We start from the raw sequence: 18,971 nt of genomic DNA, 5'->3' as shown, positions 1-18,971 counted from the left end.
CGTTAAGCCTGTTGCCGGGGCCGGGCAGCATTTGCCGGGGGCGGCAGCTTCTGCTCCCCCGGCACCGCGCCCCGCCCGGAGCGCGAATTAAAAAATCAAATTAAATCAATAAGTTGAAGCCCATCCCTGCCGCCCGCCGCATGGCACGGCTTTCGCAAACAATGGCTCGTATCGCAAGCGATTGAGTGGTCGATCCATGTCCCGGTTGAAATCCTGGCCTTCCCTTTTCCGTCCCGCCGCATTGCTGCTGGCGCTTTTTGCCGTCTGCGCCCTTGCGCCGCTTACGGCCGAAAGGGCCGAGGCAAGCTCGCGCATCAAGGACATCGTCGATGTCGAAGGCATCCGCGACAACATGCTGGTGGGCTACGGCCTCGTCGTCGGCCTCAACGGCACGGGCGACACGCTTCGCAATGCCCCCTTCACCCAGCAGAGCCTGATCGGCATGCTTGAGCGCCTCGGCGTCAACACACGCGGCACCACGCTGAAAACCGCCAATGTCGCGGCCGTCATGGTGTCGGCAAACCTGCCGGCCTTCGCCACGCAGGGCACGCGGATCGATGTGACCGTGAGCGCGCTTGGCGACGCCTCGAACCTTCAGGGCGGCGTCCTTCTCGTCACGCCGCTGATGGGTGCGGATGGCGAAGTCTACGCGGTGGCTCAGGGCTCGCTCGCAACGGGCGGTTTTGCCGCCGTCGGCGAAGCGGCCTCTGTCACCCGCGGCGTGCCCACCAATGCCCGCATCGCCAACGGCGCCATTGTCGAACGCGAACTCGATTTCCGCCTTGCGGACCTGCGTACATTGCGCCTGTCGCTCCGCAACCCGGACCTGACGACCGCCAGGCGTGTCGCCGGTGCGATCAACACATTCCTCGGCGCGAACACCGCCATCGCCGATAACCCGACCACCGTGCAGCTCAATGTGCCGGCCGGCTGGCGCGGCGGCGTTGTCGGGCTTCTCACCGATATCGAGCAGCTTCGCGTCCAGCCCGATCTTTCCGCCAAGGTCGTCATCGACGAATCCTCCGGCGTCATCGTCATGGGTCAGGACGTGCGCATCAGCAAGGTCGCGATTGCCCAGGGCAACCTCACCATCTCGATCAGCGAAACGCCGCAGGTGAGCCAGCCCTCGCCCTTCTCGACGCAGGGCGACACCGTGGTCGTGCCGCGCACCAATGTCGAGGTCGACGAGGAAAATGGCCGCCAGCTTGGCATTATCGACGGCAGCATCAGCCTTGCGCAGCTTGTCGACGGTCTCAATGCGCTCGGCGTCAGCCCGCGCGACATGATCACTATTCTGCAGGCGATCAAGGCGTCCGGCGCGCTCCAGGCCGAAATCGAGGTGATGTGATGGAAGCCCTCGCCGCCGTCACCTCTTATTATATGCCCGCCGCCGCAGCCAAACCGGTATCTGCAGCGCATGGCACGCGCGATCCGCGCGCCTGGGAAGCCGCGCAGGATTTCGAGGCGCAGTTCGTCTCGACTCTGTTCCAGTCGATGTTCGAGAGCATGGAGCAGGAAAGCCCCTTCGGCGGCGGACCCGGCGAAACCATGTTCCGCTCGCTGCTGGTCGATCAGTATGGCCGTGAGGTCTCCAAGGCCGGCGGCATCGGCATCGCCGACGATATCTACCGCGAGATTCTCAAGCTTCAGGAGGCGTCCCGATGAGCGACAAGCGCCGCACCCCTGCCGAGGCGCTGGCTCCGGCCGACCTTGTCGACCGCATGATCGCGCTCACCGTTGACCTTGGCGCCATCATCGCCCGCGAAACCGAGGCGCTCCGCAACCGCGACCGCGAACAGGTGGTAGCGCTGCAGCCGGAGAAAATCCGCCTCGCCAATGAATATGCCCTCGATGTCCAGTCCGTTCAGACCCGCAAGGAGCTGATCGACCGGGCGCCGGCCGAACGTGTCGCCCGGCTCAAGGCCGGCATGATCGAACTCGGCCGGCTTCTCGCACTGAATGGCGAGGCACTTGCCGCCGCCCGTTCGGTCTCGGAAGGCCTCATCCGCATGGTCGCGAACGCCATGAGCGAAAAAACCGCACCTGCGCTCGGCTATGGCGCAAATGCCGCTGCGCCGCGCCGTGCCGCCACAGCCGCAGGCAGCGGCTCGCTGACGCTCGACGCCCGCGTCTGACCTCGTGGCTCCATTTCGGGATTTGTTAACCCGGTGGTAACCATGCCGGGCCGAAATGATGTGGACCCATCATTTACGCGCCAACCGGGGCAGTATCCGAATGTCCACCATGACCAAGCGGCGTTCCAGCAGCGGCACCGACACCGAACGCAGGTTCGCTCAGGGCCAGCGCCTGCAGGCGCGCGACCGTCATGAAGACGCAGCAGCCCGCTACCGCAAGGTGCTCGCTTCGGATCCGGCGCATCTGGGCGCGATCACCGGCCTTACCCAATGCCTGATCGCCACGAAACGTCAGGCCGAAGCCGTCGCCCTGCTCAATCATGCTGCAGACAATGCGGGTGACGATCTCCATTATATTTTCGATCTCGCCGTGCTTTGCACCAATGTAAAGCACTCCACTCAGGCCCGGAGCCTCTACGAACGCTTGCTCGAAGTGGAGCCCGGCCATGTCGCCGCCCTCATCAATCTCGGCGTCTTGGTGGACGAACTGGGCGAGAAGCAGCGCGCGGTCGACCTCATTTCGCGCGCCATCGAAATGAAGCCGGACTCGGCTACCGCCTATGGAATGCTCGGCAAGGTGCTGACCGGCACCAAACTGTTCGACGACGCTCTCGCCTGCTATCACCGTTCAATCGAGATCGACGCCGGCATTTCCCATACCTGGACCAATCTGGCGGCACTCTATGAAATTCTCGATCGGCAGCACGATGCGCTCGAAGCCCTGCAGCGCGCGCTCGCCATCGACCCGGAATGCGACGCCGCGCGCTGGAACCTTGCGCGCACGCTTCTGGCGACGGGCTATACCGGGGAAGGCTGGGACATGTATGGCTTCGGCTTTGCCTGCGGCCAGCGCCAGCCCTATCGCCCCTTCCCCGGCCTGATCTGGGAAGGCCAGGACCTGACGGGCAAGACCATCATGGTCTGGCGCGAACAGGGCCTCGGCGACGACCTGCATTTTTCCACCTGCTACTCGGATCTCGTCGCCCGCGCGAGTCACGTCATCATCGAGACGGACCGCCGCCTCGTGCCGCTCTATCAGCGCACCTGGCCGTCCGCGACCGTCCGCCCTGAAGCATGGCGTTCGACCGGCCTCGACAATTACGGCGAAGTCGATTTCGACTACACGGCGCCCGCAGGCCTCGTTGCGGCGCAGCTTCGCCGGCGCGTCGCCGATTTCCCGCCCGCCGTCACCCCGCTCGTGCCCGATGCCGCGCGCATGGCCGAATGCCGCGAATGGCTGGCAAGCATCGGCCCCGGCCCCAAGGTCGGCATTTCCTGGACTTCGGGGAAAGTGGACGACCTTCGCTCCATCTACTACACGCAGCTCGCCGACTGGGCCGCGCTGTTCAAGCTCGAAGGCATCAAGGTCGTCAATCTTCAATATACGAATGTGGAGCAGGAAGCCGAAGCACTGCTGCTTGAACATGGCCTGACGCTGCATCGCATGCCCGGCCTCGACCTCTTCAACGATCTCGAGGGCGCCGCCGCCCTCACCGCCTGCCTTGATGTCACGGTCGGACCGCCCAGCTTTCCGGTCGCCCTCGCCGGCGCCCTCGGCGTGCCCACCTTCCACTACGGCGCCGCCCGGATCTGGACGAAACTCGGCACGGACCATATGCCGTGGTTCCCGAGCCTGCGCTGCTACGATATCGGCCGCTCGACCGACAAGCCTAAAATGGCGGCCGCGATCATCGCTGATATGGACCGCTTCCTTCGCGGCTAAGGCGGCGCCCGCTCTGGCATCCGCAGGCACAACTTGCCTCTTCCGGCCCGGCAAAACTTTCCCGAAAAGGGGGAACTTGCCGACCTCCCCAACCGCCGGAACATCCTAACCCATTGATTTCATTGATTTTCGAAACTGGCCCGCCGTTTGCGACTGGTATGCCAGATGCAATCGACGGATGCGGAGTAAGGCAAAGGCCCCTCAGGCACCCGGTTCGGCAAGTCAACGGATCCGGTCCAGATCGATATTTGGATTCCCCCGTTTACGTCGAATTAATGATTAACACCGAGTGTAGTGCTCGTGCCGTGTTGAAACGGCAGGCTAGAACCCTGGAGGGTAAAGACAATGGCTGATGTGGTCCTTTCCGGTGCTATCCGGTCAAATCTGCTCAGCATGCAGAACACAGCGAAGATGCTCGACCAGACGCAGCTTCGCCTCGCAACCGGCCTGAAGGTCCGCAGCGCGATCGACAGCCCGACATCCTTCTTCACGGCTCAGGGCCTGAACAACCGGGCATCCGACCTGAACAGCCTGCTCGACGCGATGGGCCAGGCGGTCAAGACGCTCGAAGCAGCCGATCAGGGCATCAAGTCGATCGTCAAGCTTGTCGAGAGCATGAAGGCCGTCGCGAACCAGGCCCTTGAAACCAAGATCAAGGCGACTGTCATCACCGGCAATCAGACAGGCGGCCCCCTCACGGGCGGCGTCACGCTGGCCAGCCTTGGCGCGCTGGCAACCGGACATTCCATCACCGTCACAGTCGGTGAAGTGTCGCACTCCGTCACGATCGGCGCCGCCTCCGGCCAGGTTGCGACCGTGCAGAACCTGATCGACTGGGCCAACACGACTTTCGTCGGCGCCGAACCGCTGACGGCAACGCTCACCAACGAAGGTAGCCTCGAGTTTTCTGCATCGAGCGGTCGCGATCTCGCGGTCACCGCGGACAACTCCGGCACCCCCGTCAGCCTGGCCGCCCTTCTCGGCAGCCGCACCTCTTCCACGGAAGGCGTGAACCGCGACAAGTTCGAGCGTGACTTCAACAATCTGCGCGATCAGATCGAACAGCTCGCCCGCGATGCCAGCTACAAGGGCGTGAACCTGCTGAAGGGCGACCTGCTGAGCGTCTTCTTTAACGCCGAGCAGACCTCTCAGCTCGACATTGCAGGCGTGAACCTGACGCCGGAAGGCATTCTGAACATCGGTACGGTTGCCAATCAGTCCGGCGACCACGGCTTCCAGGCCGACTCCGACATCCGCACCTTCATCGACACGCTGAACGCGGCAACCAATGTGCTTCGCCAGCAGGCCTCGACCTTCGGCGCCAATCTCGGTGTGGTCCAGATCCGTCAGGATTTCACCTCCTCGCTGGTCAACACGCTTCAGGGCGGCGCGGCACAGCTCACCGTGGCCGACACGAACGAAGAAGGCGCGAAAATGCTCGCCCTTCAGACCCGTCAGCAGCTCGGCACGACCGCGCTCTCGCTCGCGAACCAGGCCGAACAGGGCGTGCTGCGTCTCTTCGGTTAAGGATATTCTTCAAGGCAAACGCAAGGGCGGATCGCAGGATCCGCCCTTTTTGTTTAACCGTGCACGGAAAATTTCCGCGAAAATTCTCGCTAAAAATACCGCCAATTTACGCCGCTTTAACGAGTGACGCGCATGCTCCACCCATGGCTCAGGAAGAGCCGGACTAAATTGTTCCTAGGAAAGGACACTTCAAATGGGTGATATCGTCATCAACAGCGCCGTGCGCGCTAACCTGCAGACGCTCCAGGGCACCGCTCAGCTCATGGCGCAGACGCAGAACCGCCTCGCGACCGGCCTGAAGGTCTCGAGCGCGCTCGACAATCCGCAGTCCTATTTCACCGCCGCCGGCCTGAACGCCCGCGCCACCGATCTCGGCGCCCTTCAGGACTCGATGAGCCTTGGCGTGCAGACGCTGAAGGCCGCCGACGAAGGCATCAAGTCGATCCAGAAGCTCGTCAACCAGGCCCGCTCGGTCGCCAACCAGGCGCTCCAGGCGAAAGCCACGGAGACCACGCTCAACAAGACGGCCGAAGCCGCCGCGATCGCCGGCACTGCCGGTGCCCGCACGGTCACCTTCCAGATCGGCACCGCCGCTGCTGTCAGCGTCGTCTTCGCGACGGCGACCTACGCGTCGGCCGCTTCTTCGGCTGCCGCGATCGAAACGCAGCTCGCGGGTCTCGTCTCCGCCGGTGGTACGCTTGCCGGCCTGACTGTCTCGCGCGATGGCGGCTCGCTCTCCTTCTCGGTTGCCTCGGGTGAAGACATCACGATCGGCGGCGCTGCTGCTGCCACCGGTGCGGCCGGCTTCGGTATCGCCACTTCGGGCACGCAGGGCCAGAACGGCGAAACGCTCGCGGAAGCTCGTGCGACCTTTGCGAAGGACTACAACAACCTTCGCACGCAGATCGACCAGCTCGCCACCGATGCCAGCTTCAACGGCATCAACCTGCTGAACGGCGACAGCCTGCTCGTGAAGTTCAACGAAGACGGCACGTCGAACCTGAACATCGAAGGCGTGACGTTCAACTCGGCCGGCCTCGGTGTGGCCGAGACGACCTTCGCCGACATCGACGCCGACATCGCGCTGCTCGATGGCGCCACGAAGACGCTGCGTACGCAGGCTTCGACCTTCGGTGCGAACCTCTCGGTCGTGCAGAACCGCCAGGACTTCACCAAGAACATGATCAACGTTCTTGAAGGTGGTGCGGGCGCCCTGACACTGGCCGACACGAACGTGGAAGCGGCGAACCTGCTCGCCCTCCAGACCCGTCAGTCCCTCGCCCAGACCTCGCTGTCTCTGGCGAACCAGGCGGAGCAGGCGGTTCTCCAGCTGATCCGCTAATCCGGCAAGCGCTCCGGCGCTACCGGTACGAAATGAAGACGGCGGGAACCCCGGTTCCCGCCGTCCGCTTTTGTGGAACCTCGTCACCCGCTCTGCCCCTTTGCGTCGATTCAGGCTAGGATGCTCGCAAATCAGGATTCTCTACTGGACGGTGCCTCATGGCTCTAAAAGTCGAACTCAAGCCCGGCGAACGCTTCATTCTGGGCGACAGCGTCATCACCAATGATGATCAGCGCACGCGTCTTTTCATCGAGGGCGATACGCCGATCCTCCGCGAAAAAGACATTCTGCGCACCTCCGACGCGGACACGCCCTGCAAGCGCGTCTACCTGCTCGTGCAGATGATGTATCTCTCGGTCGACCCGAGGCCCCATCACGAGCTTTATTTCCAGATCGTTAAGGAAGTGCTGGAGGCTGCCCCGTCCACGCACCCCTTCATCGACGCCATCAACAGTAAAATCTTAACCGGCGAAATGTATAAAGCTCTCAAGGAAGCTCGAAAGTTGATCGAGTACGAACGGGGGCTGTTGGAGAATGTCAAAAGCTCATGAGGCCTATGCCAGCGCATCGCGCATCGCGCCGAAGGATCCGCGGGAGTTCGAAGCCTCGATCCTGACCCGCGCCGCCGGCCAGCTGCAGCGGATTCGCGACAACTGGACCCATGAGAACAACACCGCTCTCTACGATGCTCTCGTCTATAACCGCCGCATCTGGACGGTTTTTGCCGCATCTGCCGCCGAAGTCGAGCATCCCCTTCCCCGCGAGATCAAGCAGAACATCGCCAACCTCGCGATCTTCATCTTCAAGCGCACCAGCGAAATCGAGTCCGCCACCGAGCCGCAGCCGCAGCTCCTCGATACGCTCATCATGATCAATCGCGAGATCGCCGCCGGCCTTTACGGCCGCTGATCGCGGCTTCTGCATACACCGGAAAGCAAAAAGGGCCCGCCGGAACGGGCCCTTTTCCTTTGCCGGTCCTGCCGGACTAGATGAAATTCACCAGCGACAGCCTCGAAAGCATGGCGGTGACCTGATAGCTCGCCTGGAGCTGGGTCTGAAGCGTCGTGAGCTTCACGCCAACCTCGTAAGGGTCCGCATTCTGAATGTCGCCCAGCAATTCATTGGCCGATGCCATGACGAGATCGTGCCGGTCCTGCGTCTGCTTCAGCGTCGAGGCGGCGAGCCCGAGCCCCGTCACGATGCTTTCCAGCGACTGCACGCCCTTGAAGTTGAGCGTCTGGGTCACGCGGTTCGACAGCGCCTTGTAGGAAGCAAGTTCTTCCTTGTCCTCGGCATCGGTATATTCCACAGCCGAAAGCATCGCCGACATTTTCACCATGTTGCGGATCGCATCCTGATCCGTGCGCGCGCCATAGGCGAGCTGACGGCCATCGTCGATCTGCGCGACGAAGTTGTTGCCAGCCGTGCCGGAAAGATCGCCGCGATACCAGAACACCGTATCGGCATCCGTCGCGTCGCGAAGCCCGGTGGCCGTCTCGAAGGGCGGCCCGTCGACGCGCTGCGGCGCACCGCCCGCTACATAATCGAAGAAGTCGTTGGACGCAGCCACCGCCGATGCGGCCTTCAGCGTCGTGCGCGCCTCGAGGCCGATCGCCTGGTCGAGCGCCGCCTGGAAATTCGCCGCCGTCTGGTTGGCATCGGCGCCGATCGTGAACTCGCCCTTGCCCGCCGGGTTGTTCGTGCTGGCCTTGAGCGTGACGAGCGTCGTCGTGCCGTCCGGCATCGCAAGCCCGATCTCGATCTTCTCGTCCATCTGCGGCAGGCCTGTGAACTCGACATCGAGCGCGGGCGGGGCCCCTGCAGGGCCCGTCACCGTGGCATTGCTCAGCGTCGAATTGACATTGGCGAGCTTGAAACCGAACACGCTGGGCGCGGCATCCTCGCCGAGCGTCACCGTCGCGCCCGCCGTGCCGAGCGTCAGACGGCCAAGGCCGTCCGCGCCGAGGTCGGCCAGCGCGCGCTCCGCGATGAACTGCTTGAGACCCGCCTTGCCATCGGCGCCATTGAGAATGGCCGAAGGCAGCGCGACCGGCCGCGTCTGCGTATCGCGCCCGCCAAAGAGATAGCGGTCCTCGACATTGAGATTGAGCAGATTGACCATTTCGTCGAACTGCATCGCCGCCTGGATCTGGGCGCTCGTTTGCTTCCCGTTGACAAGCTCGAAGCCCGAGCTCGCCAGCGTCGTCTTTGTCTCCGACGCGATCGAGTTCATCCGCGTCAGCGCATCGGCCATGACTTCGATGCGCATGCCGGTCTTGGTGATCGTGCTCGTATAGGTCGAAAGCTGCGAAAGCTGATGCGCCACCGACAGGACCGCGTTCCGGTCCGTCCCGAGCTTGGCATAGGAATTCGTCTTGAGGCCGGTCGAAAGCTGCCGCTGCAGATCGTCGAACTGGGCGCGCATGTCGTTGATCGACTGGCGCATCGCAAGAGACTGGGAGAGCGTGGAAATCTGCATGACTGTTACCTGCCGATACTCATCAGCACATTGAAGAGGTCCTGAATGGTCGAAATGACCCGCGCATTGGCCGAATAGGCGTTCTGCAGCAACAGGAGGTTGGACATTTCATCGTCGATATTGACGCCGGTCTGCGCGTCGAACCGGTCCTGCAGCGAGGACGAGACCACCTGCTGCGCCGAGGCGTCGCGCTCGGCATTCGCCGCCTGCGCCGACTGGAACGAAACGAGGCGCCGCGCGAATTCGTCGATCGATCCATTGAAGGGCGTCGCCGGTCCGCCAATGCCCGTCGAGGGCATATAGGTCCGCGTGTTCGAGGTAAGCCGCGCGAGCAGGTCGAGCGGCCGCGTCGAGTCGCCCAGCGGCACACCCGCATCATAGGACACAAGCAGCGTATCGTCGGCGAGAAGCGCCGGATTGATCTGGATGCGCGAGGCAAACCCCGCCTTCTGCGGCGGCACGTCGAGGCTGTTCGAGAAAATCTTGCCGTTCAGCCCGTCGACGAAAAGCGCAAGCCCCGTCGAGCCGTCGGCAAGCCCTGCCGGCGTCACCGTCGCGCTCAGCGCCTCGATATCGCTCGTATCGGCGGCTCCGTCATCGAGGAAACGCAGCACAGAGCCCGAAGGGTTCGACACCACGACTTCCGCCGGCAGCGCCGCCTGGAGATCGGCGACGATACCCGCCATCGGCTGATTGAAATTGATGCCGGCCACGACATCGTTCGGATTGGCGGTGACATTGTTGGACAACGGCAGAACGGACGGGTCGTCCACCCGCACGATCGTCACGTTCTGCCGCACCCCGCCCACACTGTATGTCAGGCTGATCGTGTTGCCGGAAAGCATCGAGGCCGTATCGATCTCGAAGCCTTCCGCCGCGCCGTCTACGGCGGCAGCGCTCGCCACCGTTTCTTCCGAAAGGCTGAGTGCAAGTTGCGCGGCCAGTTCGTCAAGCTGCGCCTGCGCCTGAGGCAGCACCTTGTCGCGCATTTCGACATAGCCCGCGAGCGCGCCGGAGCGGATCGCTCCTGCCGCGATCAGGTCGATACTGTTCGAGCCGGAAACGAGCCGGATCGTACCCATACCGCCATTTTCATAGGTCGAGGTCGCGTCGATCTGCGTCCGCTCGTCGAAGGTGAGTTCGACCGGCGTCCGGTCGAGCAGCAACTGTCCGCCCGAGGTGAAGATCGTCACCGTACCATCGTCGCGATTGACGACCTTGACGTCCATGAGCCGCGACAGCTCGTCGATCGCCATGTCGCGCTTGTCCTGCAGGTCGCCGACGGACAGGCTGCCCGCCTGGCGCTGCGAAATCTGGTTGTTCACCTGCGCAATGGTCTTCAGCAGCGCATTCGCCTGTTCGACGCCGGCCGCAATATTGCGCTCCGCCTCAAGCCGCATGTCCTGGATCGTGTCCGACATGCGGTTCATCTTGGCGGCGAGATTGCCCGCCTCGTTGAGCAGCGACTGCCGCGCCGAATCCGATTCCGGGTTGTTCGCCAGCTCCTGCAGCATCGTCGCCAGCGCGCTGATCGCCCCAGCAATGGAAGAGTTGGAATTCGGCGTTCCGAACATGGTATCGATCCGCGACAGCATGCTCGACTTGATGTTGAGCCCGGCAGTTCCCGCAGACGCCGTGCGAAGCTGCTGCTGCAGGAATTCGTCGATCTGGCGCTGCGCCGCCTCGCGGCGCACACCGATGCCCTCGCCGCCCGCCAGCGCATTGACCTGGCTCTGTACTTTGCGCGTATAGCCCGGCGTGCCCACATTGGCGATATTGCGCGCGGTAATGTCGATCCCGGACTGGGAGACATTCAACCCGCTCATTGCGGCGCCGAGTGCGGAAGTGAGAGACATGGGTAAACCTGACCGCTGGAAATGCTACCGGCTTGGGGTCCGCGCCGGATGCCCGCGAGGAGCGCCCGGCGCGAAAATCATCAGCGCTTCATGTTGAGCGTTTCACGGATAAGCTCGTCGCTCGCCGTCACGATGCGCGTGCCGGCCGTATAGGCCTGCTGCGTCACGATCAGCTTCGAGAATTCGTCCGCGATATCGACGTTCGAGGCTTCGCGCGCCGAGGCGATGATGTCGCCACCGCCGCCAAGCATCGCTTCGCCGGAATCCTGCGTTGCGGCAAAGGCCGTGCCGTCCAGCCGCTTCAGCTTGTCCGGCGCGTTGAAGCGCGCCAGCGTCACTTCCGCGAGATCGACCGTCTTGCCGTTCGAATAGGTGCCGGTGATGCGGCCATTTTCCGAAACGGCGATGCTCACCAGCTCGCCCGAAGGATAGCCGTTCTGGTCGAGTGCTGTGGTCTTCACCGTGCCATTGTCGTCCTGGAACTGCGTGATGTTTGACGCGCCGTGATTGAGCACGACATTGCCGAGCGAGATGCCGTTCACCGTCAGGCCGGTGATCGTGGTCGAGTCGACCGGCGGATCGAGGCGGCCCTGCGCATCGAAGGCATAGCTCTGACCGACATTTACCCACTTGTCCTGGGCGCCGGTCGCGGCATCGTTGGTCTTGTAGAAGAGCTGCCAGGTGTCGCCGCCGCCTGCGCCATTGTCGATCTTGGCCCAGCGGAACTGCACGTTCGCCGGCGCGCCGAGCGAGTCATAGCCCGTCACGGCGCCGCCCGAGAGCGAGTTGTTGAGGAAGATGTCTTCATTGTCGGCGGAGATGACCGAAAGGTCGGCCAGTGCCGGCGTGAAACGGTTGACCGTCAGCAATTCGCTGTTCGGGATGCCCGCATCGGCATTCGCCGTCTTCGGCCAGGCCGGCAGGTTCGCCTTGTAATCGATGTTGCTCGTCGTGCGCGCGGCCAGGAAGTCGCGGTTGATCTGGATGCGGCCCGGCACGTCGCCGATCGGATTGCCCGTGGTCGGATCGATCGTCAGGCCCTGCAGCGTGTAGCCCGCGCCATTCACGAGATAGCCATACTTGTCCATCGAGAAGTCGCCGCGGCGCGTGTAGTAGTTCACGCCGTCGAACACGGGATTGCCGTCGATGGTGGCAACGCGCGCCGACACGACGAAGAAGCCCTCGCCATTGATCGCCATATGCGTCGGAACTTCCGATGCGTCGATCGAGCCCTGCACGCCATTGGTGAAGGACGGCGCTGCAAGCACCGCCCCCGGCAGATGGTTCCGGCTCGTCGAGGCGGTCACGATGTCCTGGAACCTCGTATCCGTTCGCTTGAAGCCAACCGTCTGCGAATTGGCAATATTGTCCGAGATGTGACCGAGCGCGCTCGACTGGGCGCGGATGCCTGTCAGGGCCGTGGTCATCGATCCAAAAAAGCTCATGGGCTCTCTCCATACGGTCCGTCCCGTCCTTGGGTGGCGGGACAAGTGCTGGTCCATTGGGAGCAAGGAGCGGGCCAATGATTTTATCTAATTAAATCAATATGTTACCATTTGTTAACCATGTCTGGGCGGTAGCCCCTGCCGCCCATATCAGGCCCTCCCGGCAAAAATTGCCGTCGCGGCCGCCTCGGGCGGTCCCCTTGCCCGCTCAATTCCAGCAGTCAGGCCGCCCGCCTGCGAACAGGCCTTTTCCTTGAACCCGGTCAGGCCAGCCTTTAGGTTCCTTCGCGTTCAGCAATTCGGTAACGCCGCCTTGGCGCCCAGAGGAAAGCCAGATCAATGAAGTTCGAGGGAACAAAGAATTACGTCGCCACGGATGACCTGCGCGTCGCCGTCAATGCGGCCATCACGCTGCAGCGCCCCCTTCTCGTGAAGGGTGAGCCCGGCACCGGCAAGACCGTGCTCGCCGAGGAAGTCGCCAAGGCGCTCGATGCCGAGCTCATCACCTGGCACATCAAGTCGACCACCAAGGCACATCAGGGCCTTTATGAATATGACGCCGTCTCGCGCCTGCGCGACAGCCAGCTAGGCGACGAGCGCGTCAACGACATCCGCAACTACATCGCCAAGGGCAAGCTCTGGGAAGCCTTCGAGCGTCCGAACCGCCCGATCCTGCTGATCGACGAGATCGACAAGGCCGATATCGAGTTCCCGAACGACCTGCTGCAGGAACTCGACCGCATGGAATTCTACGTCTACGAGACGAATGAGACGATCAAGGCCGCCCAGCGCCCCATCGTCATCATCACCTCGAACAACGAGAAGGAACTGCCGGACGCCTTCCTGCGCCGCTGCTTCTTCCACTACATCAAGTTCCCGGACGAAGACACGATGCGCGCCATCATCGATGTCCACTTCCCCGGCCTCAAGGGCAAGCTCGTGCAGGAAGCACTCAACATCTTCTATGAGATCCGCGAAGTGCCGGGCCTGAAGAAGAAGCCGTCCACGTCGGAACTCCTCGACTGGCTGAAGCTTCTCCTCTCGGAAGACATCTCGCCCGAGACGCTGCGCGAGAAGGACCCCACCAAGCTCATCCCGCCGCTCCACGGCGCGCTCCTGAAGAACGAGCAGGACGTCCACCTCTTCGAGCGCCTCGCCTTCCTCGCCCGCCGCGAACGGAACTGAACCAAAGCCGTCATTGCAGGGCCGGCGCGAAGCGCCGTGACCCGGCAATCCAGAAGCCGCGGAACGCAGCGTCAGGAAAGACTCTCCAAATCAGGAAAGCCCGCGCCCCATGGCGCGGGCTTTTTCTTTCCTCTGCAATCAGCAGCAAAAAAACTTATCCCCTCCCCCGATTCCGCCCCCATCTTGGTGGGACCGCCTTCGGGAGGGGTGCTCCGGAGCATCCATTGCAGAAAGGCGGGCGGCGAAAGCGCCAGCGGAAGTGTAGCGCCTTCCGGGCAACGCGAACGCCGCGCGGAGCGTATTCGGACGCTTCCCCAAATAAAGTAGAGACAAGCCGGATATGCTCCGCGCCCCTCCACTTTTTCAGAACCCGCATTTTGCAGGGAGCCTTGCTGTGCGCCTATTCTTCCACTTCCGGCACGATCAGCGGTTCCTCGCCGGTGAAGTCTTCGAGAACCGAGGCCCGCTCCAGCGCCATCTGCGCATAGCAGGCCGCAAGCATCGGTCCATACATCGTGCCCATCGGAATCTGGAAACGCGAACAGGTAAGCTCCCGATGCTCCTCATAGGCAATGGCGCTCGCCTCGACCCAGTCGGTCAGCCGCTGGTCTTCCATCGAGACGATTTCCATTTCCCGCGCCTTCACAACCTCGTCCCAGTAGCCGATCACCTCGTACTGGCAGAAGTTCATGGCAAGCGTCGTCCAGTTCCCGGCCTCCGCGCATTGCGTGAAATATCTGTCGCCGCAGTCGCGCGCCCTGTTGCCGTCCTCCTCGGGCGCCACCGCAAGGCAGGCCTCGATTTCCGTCGCGGCCCGGCCGGGCTCCAGCCAGGGATTGTCCTCCTGCGCCTGGGCGGCCCCGCTAAACCCAAGTATCAGAACGAAAATTACCGGAATCAGGCCACGCATAAATGAACACCTCTGCCCCTTCAAACCGGCCCCTATAGGCCCTAGACTGCGCCCAAACGCAATTCAGGATTCTGGAAACGCCCATGTTTGTCCATTTCTTCCATGAACTCAAAAAGGCCAATGTGCCGGTCTCGCTCCGCGAGTATCTGACGCTCCTCGAGGCGATGGACCGCGACGTGATCGACCGCAAGGTCGAGGACTTCTACTACCTCGCCCGCGCCTCGCTGGTGAAGGACGAGCGCAACCTCGACAAGTTCGACATCGTGTTCGGCCATGTCTTCAAGGGCCTCGAACTCATGGGCGATGGCGAGATCGCCAACATCCCCGAGGACTGGCTGCGCGCGCTGACCGAGAAGTTTCTCACCGAAGAGGAAAAGGCGCAGATCGAGGCGCTGGGCGGCTGGGAAAAGATCATGGAGGAGCTGCAGAAGCGCCTCGAGGAACAGAAGGAACGCCACGAAGGCGGCAACAAGTGGATCGGCACGGGCGGCACCTCCCCCTTCGGCGCCAATGGCTACAATCCCGAAGGCGTGCGCATCGGCCAGAAGGAAGGCCGCCACGGCAAGGCCGTGAAGGTCTGGGACAAGCGCGAATATAAAAATCTCGACGATCAGGTCGAACTCGGCACCCGCAACATCAAGGTGGCGCTGCGCCGCCTGCGCCGCTTCGCCCGCGAAGGCGCGCCGAACGAACTCGATCTCGACGGCACGATCAAGGCGACCGCACATCAAGGCTATCTCGATATCAAGATGGTCCCCGAGCGCCGCAACAAGATCAACGTGCTGATCTTCTTCGATATCGGCGGCTCGATGGACAGCCACATCAAGCTTTGCGAGGAGTTGTTCTCTGCCGCGCGCACCGAGTTCAAGAACCTCGAATATTTCTACTTCCACAACTGCCTTTATGAAGGCGTCTGGAAGGACAATCGCCGCCGCCACTCGGAAAAGCTCAACACCTGGGACGTGCTCCACAAGTATCCGTCCGACTACAAGGTGATCTTTGTCGGTGACGCCACCATGTCGCCTTACGAAATCACCTATGCCGGCGGTTCGGTGGAACACTGGAACGAGGAGCCGGGCGGCATCTGGCTCGAGCGCGTCAACCAGATCTATGAAAGCTGCGTCTGGATCAACCCGATCCCCGAGCGCCACTGGGAATACACGCCCTCTCTCCAGATCATCAAGCAGATCATGGGCGAGCGCATGTTCCCGCTGACGCTGGAAGGCCTCGACCACGCCATGCGGGAGTTGAGCCGCTAGCGTTTGACGTCGCTGTCGATCCGCCCATCGACCAGATGGACATTGCGCGGCGCTGAATCCGCGAAATCCTTGTCATGCGTCACCGCAATGACGGTGCGCCCCTGCTTCGCCGCGAGATCGGCGAAAATGCCCTGCACGATCTCGCTGTTGCGCATGTCGAGATTGCCGGTCGGCTCATCGGCGAGAATAAGCGGCGGATCGTTCGCAAGCGCCCGCGCCACGGCGACACGCTGGCGCTGCCCGCCCGAAAGCTGGTCGGGCCGCTTCGCCGCCTGATCGGCAATCTCGAAATCGGCAAGCAGCGCCATGCCACGCTCATGAATCTGTTTCTCACCGAGCCGGCCGAGCCGGAGCATCGGCAGCGTCACATTCTGCAGCACGGTGAATTCCGGCAGCAGGAAATGGAACTGGAAGACGAAGCCGAGTTTCGCAAGCCTGATTTCGGCCAGACGGTCGGACGTGAATCCGGCCGTATCCTCCCCATCGATCAGCACATGGCCTGTGGTCGGCAGGTCGAGAAGCCCAAGCAGATAAAGCAGCGACGATTTGCCGGAACCCGAAGGCCCTGTCACGCTGACGAATTCGCCGCGATGGATCGAAAGGTCGATGTCCCGCACAAGCGTGACGGGAACCGCATCCTGCAGGATGCGCGTGACGCCCCTGAGTTCGACGATGGGTTCGACGATGGGTTCGACGATGGGTTCGACGATCGGCGCGGCGCTCATGTCGCCCCCCGGATGATGTCGACCGGCCGCACCTGCGACGCCTTGCGCGCCGGTATCCATGCCGCAGCGATGGCGGAGACAAGCGCAAAAAGACCGCCCACGCCGAACTGGAATATGCCCTTTTCCAATGGCAGTTTCTGCGTATCCATCAGCCCCGGCACAGTGATCTCGACCGTGCCCAGCATTTGCAGCAGGAAGAGCCCGAGCAGCCAGCCCAGCACCATGCCGATGATGCCGACAAAAACGCCCTGCACGAGAAACACCCATTGAATATCCGCCGCGCGGAATCCCATCGACATCAGGATCGCAATGTCGCGCCGCTTTTCCATCACCACGGTCGAGATGATGTTGAAGATGCCGAAAGCCGCCACCGCCATGATGGCGCCGACGATCGAATAGGTGATGATGTTGCGGACGACGAAAAGGCCGAGGAAGTCGCGGTTCACTTCCTGCCAGCTTTCGGTGCGGTATCCCCAGCGGCTTTCGAGATCGGCGGCCACTTCTTCTGCCATGTCGGGATCGGCAATCTTGATGCGGATACGGTTGGCGACAAACGGCTTGTTGAGCAGCACCTGCGCATCCTTGAGCAGCATATAGACCTGCCCCTCGTCGAGCAGAAGATTGCCGGTGCGGAAGATGCCGACAACCTTCATGCGGCGGACAATGCCTTCCGGCGAAACGACGGTCGCAAGATCGTCCATGCCGAGGCCGAGCCGGAGCGCCATGCCCTGCCCGATCACGATGCCCTGCGATGCCGTCTTGAGGCGCATCAGGCTGCCCTGCTGCATGTCCTCTTCAATGGTGGTGAGAAACCGTTCCTTCTCGGGGTCGATGCCTGCAATGCCGGCGCTCACATCCTTCGCCGCATAGCGCACGATCGCCGTGCCGGTCAGCGCCGCTTCGGCGATGACGCCGGTCTGCCGCGACAGTTCCTCGATCTTGGCGCCATGATTCTTGATACCGCGCAGATATTCGCGCGGCTTGGTGCTGGTCAGGGAGACGGCGCCTTCGGGATAGGCCATGAAAACCGGCTGCGGCGCCGCGGTGCGGAATTCGTCTTTCACTGTGATGTGCGGTGCATTGTCGACCAGCCGCTGCACCATGTCCTTTTCCGAACCCGACATCAGCGCAGACGTAGCCACGAAGAAACCGACGCCAAGCGCCACGCCAAGCGTCGAGACGATCGTCTGGCGGCGCCGATGGGCAAGCTGTGCCGCCGCAATGCCGATGCTGACTCGCCAGAACATCGGCCTAGCCTTCGCTATGCGCGCGCAAGCGGTCGCCGTCCTTGAGTCCGGCCGGCGGCTGCACAATGAAATGTGTGTCGTCTTCGAGACCGGACAATACTTCAACCCTGTTCGAGCCGACCGCGCCCAGCGTCACGGGCAGGCGCTCTGCCCGCCCCTCGCGCACCGTCCAGACCGCATTTCCCGAAATGGCGGACAAGGGAACGAGAAGCGCATTCGCCTCCTGCCGAACCACGATATTGATTTCCGTCGTCATGCCGGAGATGAGCGGCGTGTTGCGGGGCAACTCGATATGGATGCGATAGGTGCGTCCCACCGGATCGCCGAACGGCGTCATGCGGACGACATTCCCCTCCAGCACCCGTCCCGGAAAGGCGTCCGCGCGGATCAGCGCTTCCTGACCCGGCCTGACTTTCACGATGTCCTCTTCATCGACTTCCGCATCGATATTCAGTTCACCGGGATCGCCGACCATGTAGAGGATCTGGCCCGGCTGAACCATGTCGCCAACCTTGATCTTGTATTCCGACCGCAGCACCTCGCCCGCCACGGGCGCGGTGATGAAATGATCGTCGAGCCGGGCCTTCGCCCCGCGAAGCGCCGCGCTTGCCGCCGCCTGCGCGCTGCGCGCCTGATCGAGCGCCGCCTCACTCACATTGCCGGAGCGGCGAAGCCGCTGCGCGCGGTCGAGTTCTGAATCCGCAAGCTGCAGCCGCGCCTGCGCTTCCTGAAGCTGCGAATAGCTTTCGGTGACGTCGATCACGAGGAGAATGTCCCCTGCCTCGACCTTGTCGCCCTCATGCTTCAGAACATCGGTGACGCGGCCCGCAATCTTCGACCCGACCCGCGCATAGCGGACAGGCTCCACCGTGCCCGTCGCATAGACCGCTTCGACGGCCATGCCGCGCTCCGGCACCGCCATGCCGACGCTGGGCGCACGGAGAAACAGGGCATAGGCAAGAATGAGAAAGAGGAGAAAGGCGGCGCCGGCCCCGCCTGTCCAAATGATACGCTTGCTCAAAACGCCTCCGGGGGGGTGGTTCATGCGGCCTCTATGGGGCAGTCTACAGTAAAAGAGGACAGTGCGAAGATTGTCTCGCGGCGAATATTGAAGACCGAATGTCGCATGGAGGAAATG

General features: G+C 62.6%; 17 protein-coding genes. 10 read left to right on the top strand and 7 right to left on the bottom strand.

Going from position 1 to position 18,971, the window contains the following annotated elements; translation table 11 throughout:
- The first annotated feature begins 196 nt into the window (after window positions 1–196).
- The 8 genes from ACK4FH_RS10010 (at window position 197) to flaF (ending at window position 7,636) form a co-directional block, all read left to right on the top strand.
- The gene (locus ACK4FH_RS10010; RefSeq protein ID WP_409813162.1) at window positions 197–1,348 is read left to right on the top strand and encodes a flagellar basal body P-ring protein FlgI; all 1,152 of its coding nucleotides are present in this window, start codon (window positions 197–199) and stop codon (window positions 1,346–1,348) included.
- A complete protein-coding gene (locus ACK4FH_RS10005) occupies window positions 1,348–1,665 on the top strand; it encodes a rod-binding protein (protein ID WP_409813160.1) in 318 nt (105 codons plus the stop codon). Before ACK4FH_RS10010 ends, ACK4FH_RS10005 begins: the two co-directional genes overlap by 1 nt.
- Window positions 1,662–2,135 (top strand): hypothetical protein, encoded by a 474-nt coding sequence (locus tag ACK4FH_RS10000; protein WP_409813158.1) that lies wholly within the window; start codon window positions 1,662–1,664, stop codon window positions 2,133–2,135. The genes ACK4FH_RS10005 and ACK4FH_RS10000 overlap by 4 nt, the downstream gene beginning before the upstream one ends.
- A 100-nt stretch (window positions 2,136–2,235) precedes the next feature.
- Window positions 2,236–3,858: a tetratricopeptide repeat protein gene (locus ACK4FH_RS09995; RefSeq protein WP_409813156.1), complete on the top strand. Its 1,623-nt coding sequence runs from the start codon at window positions 2,236–2,238 to the stop codon at window positions 3,856–3,858.
- Between the two features lie 345 nt (window positions 3,859–4,203).
- The gene (locus ACK4FH_RS09990) at window positions 4,204–5,385 is read left to right on the top strand and encodes a flagellin (protein WP_409813155.1); all 1,182 of its coding nucleotides are present in this window, start codon (window positions 4,204–4,206) and stop codon (window positions 5,383–5,385) included.
- Between the two features lie 193 nt (window positions 5,386–5,578).
- Window positions 5,579–6,727, top strand: coding sequence for a flagellin (locus ACK4FH_RS09985; protein WP_409813154.1), 1,149 nt, complete (start codon window positions 5,579–5,581; stop codon window positions 6,725–6,727).
- Between the two features lie 158 nt (window positions 6,728–6,885).
- Window positions 6,886–7,278: a flagellar biosynthesis repressor FlbT gene (flbT, locus tag ACK4FH_RS09980; RefSeq protein WP_409813153.1), complete on the top strand. Its 393-nt coding sequence runs from the start codon at window positions 6,886–6,888 to the stop codon at window positions 7,276–7,278.
- Window positions 7,262–7,636, top strand: a complete 375-nt coding sequence (flaF, locus tag ACK4FH_RS09975; protein WP_409813152.1) for a flagellar biosynthesis regulator FlaF — start codon at window positions 7,262–7,264, stop codon at window positions 7,634–7,636. The genes flbT and flaF overlap by 17 nt, the downstream gene beginning before the upstream one ends.
- Window positions 7,637–7,712: 76 nt before the next feature.
- On the opposite strand, the gene ACK4FH_RS09970 is transcribed toward flaF, so the two are convergent.
- The 3 genes from ACK4FH_RS09970 to ACK4FH_RS09960 all read right to left on the bottom strand — a co-directional run bounded on the left by ACK4FH_RS09970 (window position 7,713) and on the right by ACK4FH_RS09960 (window position 12,507).
- A complete protein-coding gene (locus tag ACK4FH_RS09970) occupies window positions 7,713–9,206 on the bottom strand; it encodes a flagellin (protein ID WP_409813150.1) in 1,494 nt (497 codons plus the stop codon).
- Window positions 9,207–9,211: 5 nt separating this feature from the next.
- Window positions 9,212–11,062 (bottom strand): flagellar hook-associated protein FlgK, encoded by a 1,851-nt coding sequence (flgK, locus tag ACK4FH_RS09965; protein WP_409813148.1) that lies wholly within the window; start codon window positions 11,060–11,062, stop codon window positions 9,212–9,214.
- 80 nt (window positions 11,063–11,142) lie between these two features.
- Complete coding sequence (locus ACK4FH_RS09960) at window positions 11,143–12,507, bottom strand: flagellar hook protein FlgE (RefSeq protein WP_409813146.1); 1,365 nt, start codon at window positions 12,505–12,507, stop codon at window positions 11,143–11,145.
- Between the two features lie 339 nt (window positions 12,508–12,846).
- Between ACK4FH_RS09960 and ACK4FH_RS09955 the strand changes: the two genes are divergently transcribed.
- Window positions 12,847–13,692, top strand: coding sequence for an AAA family ATPase (locus ACK4FH_RS09955; protein WP_409813145.1), 846 nt, complete (start codon window positions 12,847–12,849; stop codon window positions 13,690–13,692).
- Between the two features lie 400 nt (window positions 13,693–14,092).
- Here the strand turns inward: ACK4FH_RS09955 and ACK4FH_RS09950 are convergent, their stop codons facing one another.
- Window positions 14,093–14,602: a hypothetical protein gene (locus ACK4FH_RS09950; protein WP_409813143.1), complete on the bottom strand. Its 510-nt coding sequence runs from the start codon at window positions 14,600–14,602 to the stop codon at window positions 14,093–14,095.
- A gap of 83 nt (window positions 14,603–14,685) precedes the next feature.
- Here ACK4FH_RS09950 and ACK4FH_RS09945 point away from each other — a divergent pair, with 83 nt between their 5' ends.
- Window positions 14,686–15,861 carry a vWA domain-containing protein gene (locus tag ACK4FH_RS09945; protein WP_409813142.1) on the top strand — a complete coding sequence of 392 codons (1,176 nt, stop codon included), beginning with the start codon at window positions 14,686–14,688 and terminating at the stop codon, window positions 15,859–15,861.
- Here the strand turns inward: ACK4FH_RS09945 and ACK4FH_RS09940 are convergent.
- Genes ACK4FH_RS09940 through ACK4FH_RS09930 form a run of 3 tightly spaced genes read right to left on the bottom strand, consistent with a single transcriptional unit; the run spans window position 15,858 to window position 18,854 of the window.
- Window positions 15,858–16,586: an ABC transporter ATP-binding protein gene (locus ACK4FH_RS09940; RefSeq protein ID WP_409813140.1), complete on the bottom strand. Its 729-nt coding sequence runs from the start codon at window positions 16,584–16,586 to the stop codon at window positions 15,858–15,860. The two genes, ACK4FH_RS09945 and ACK4FH_RS09940, sit on opposite strands and share 4 nt — an antisense overlap.
- Window positions 16,583–17,833, bottom strand: a complete 1,251-nt coding sequence (locus tag ACK4FH_RS09935; RefSeq protein ID WP_409813139.1) for an ABC transporter permease — start codon at window positions 17,831–17,833, stop codon at window positions 16,583–16,585. The genes ACK4FH_RS09940 and ACK4FH_RS09935 overlap by 4 nt, the downstream gene beginning before the upstream one ends.
- 4 nt (window positions 17,834–17,837) lie before the next feature.
- Window positions 17,838–18,854 (bottom strand): efflux RND transporter periplasmic adaptor subunit, encoded by a 1,017-nt coding sequence (locus ACK4FH_RS09930; RefSeq protein ID WP_409813138.1) that lies wholly within the window; start codon window positions 18,852–18,854, stop codon window positions 17,838–17,840.
- Between the last annotated feature and the right edge of the window lie 117 nt (window positions 18,855–18,971).

Origin of the sequence: Parvibaculum sp. (assembly GCF_046297875.1) — a bacterium.
Taxonomy (GTDB): Bacteria; Pseudomonadota; Alphaproteobacteria; order Parvibaculales; family Parvibaculaceae; genus Parvibaculum.
The sequence above is the reverse complement of the archived record's forward strand: the minus strand, read 5'-3'. Positions and strand labels throughout refer to the sequence as shown.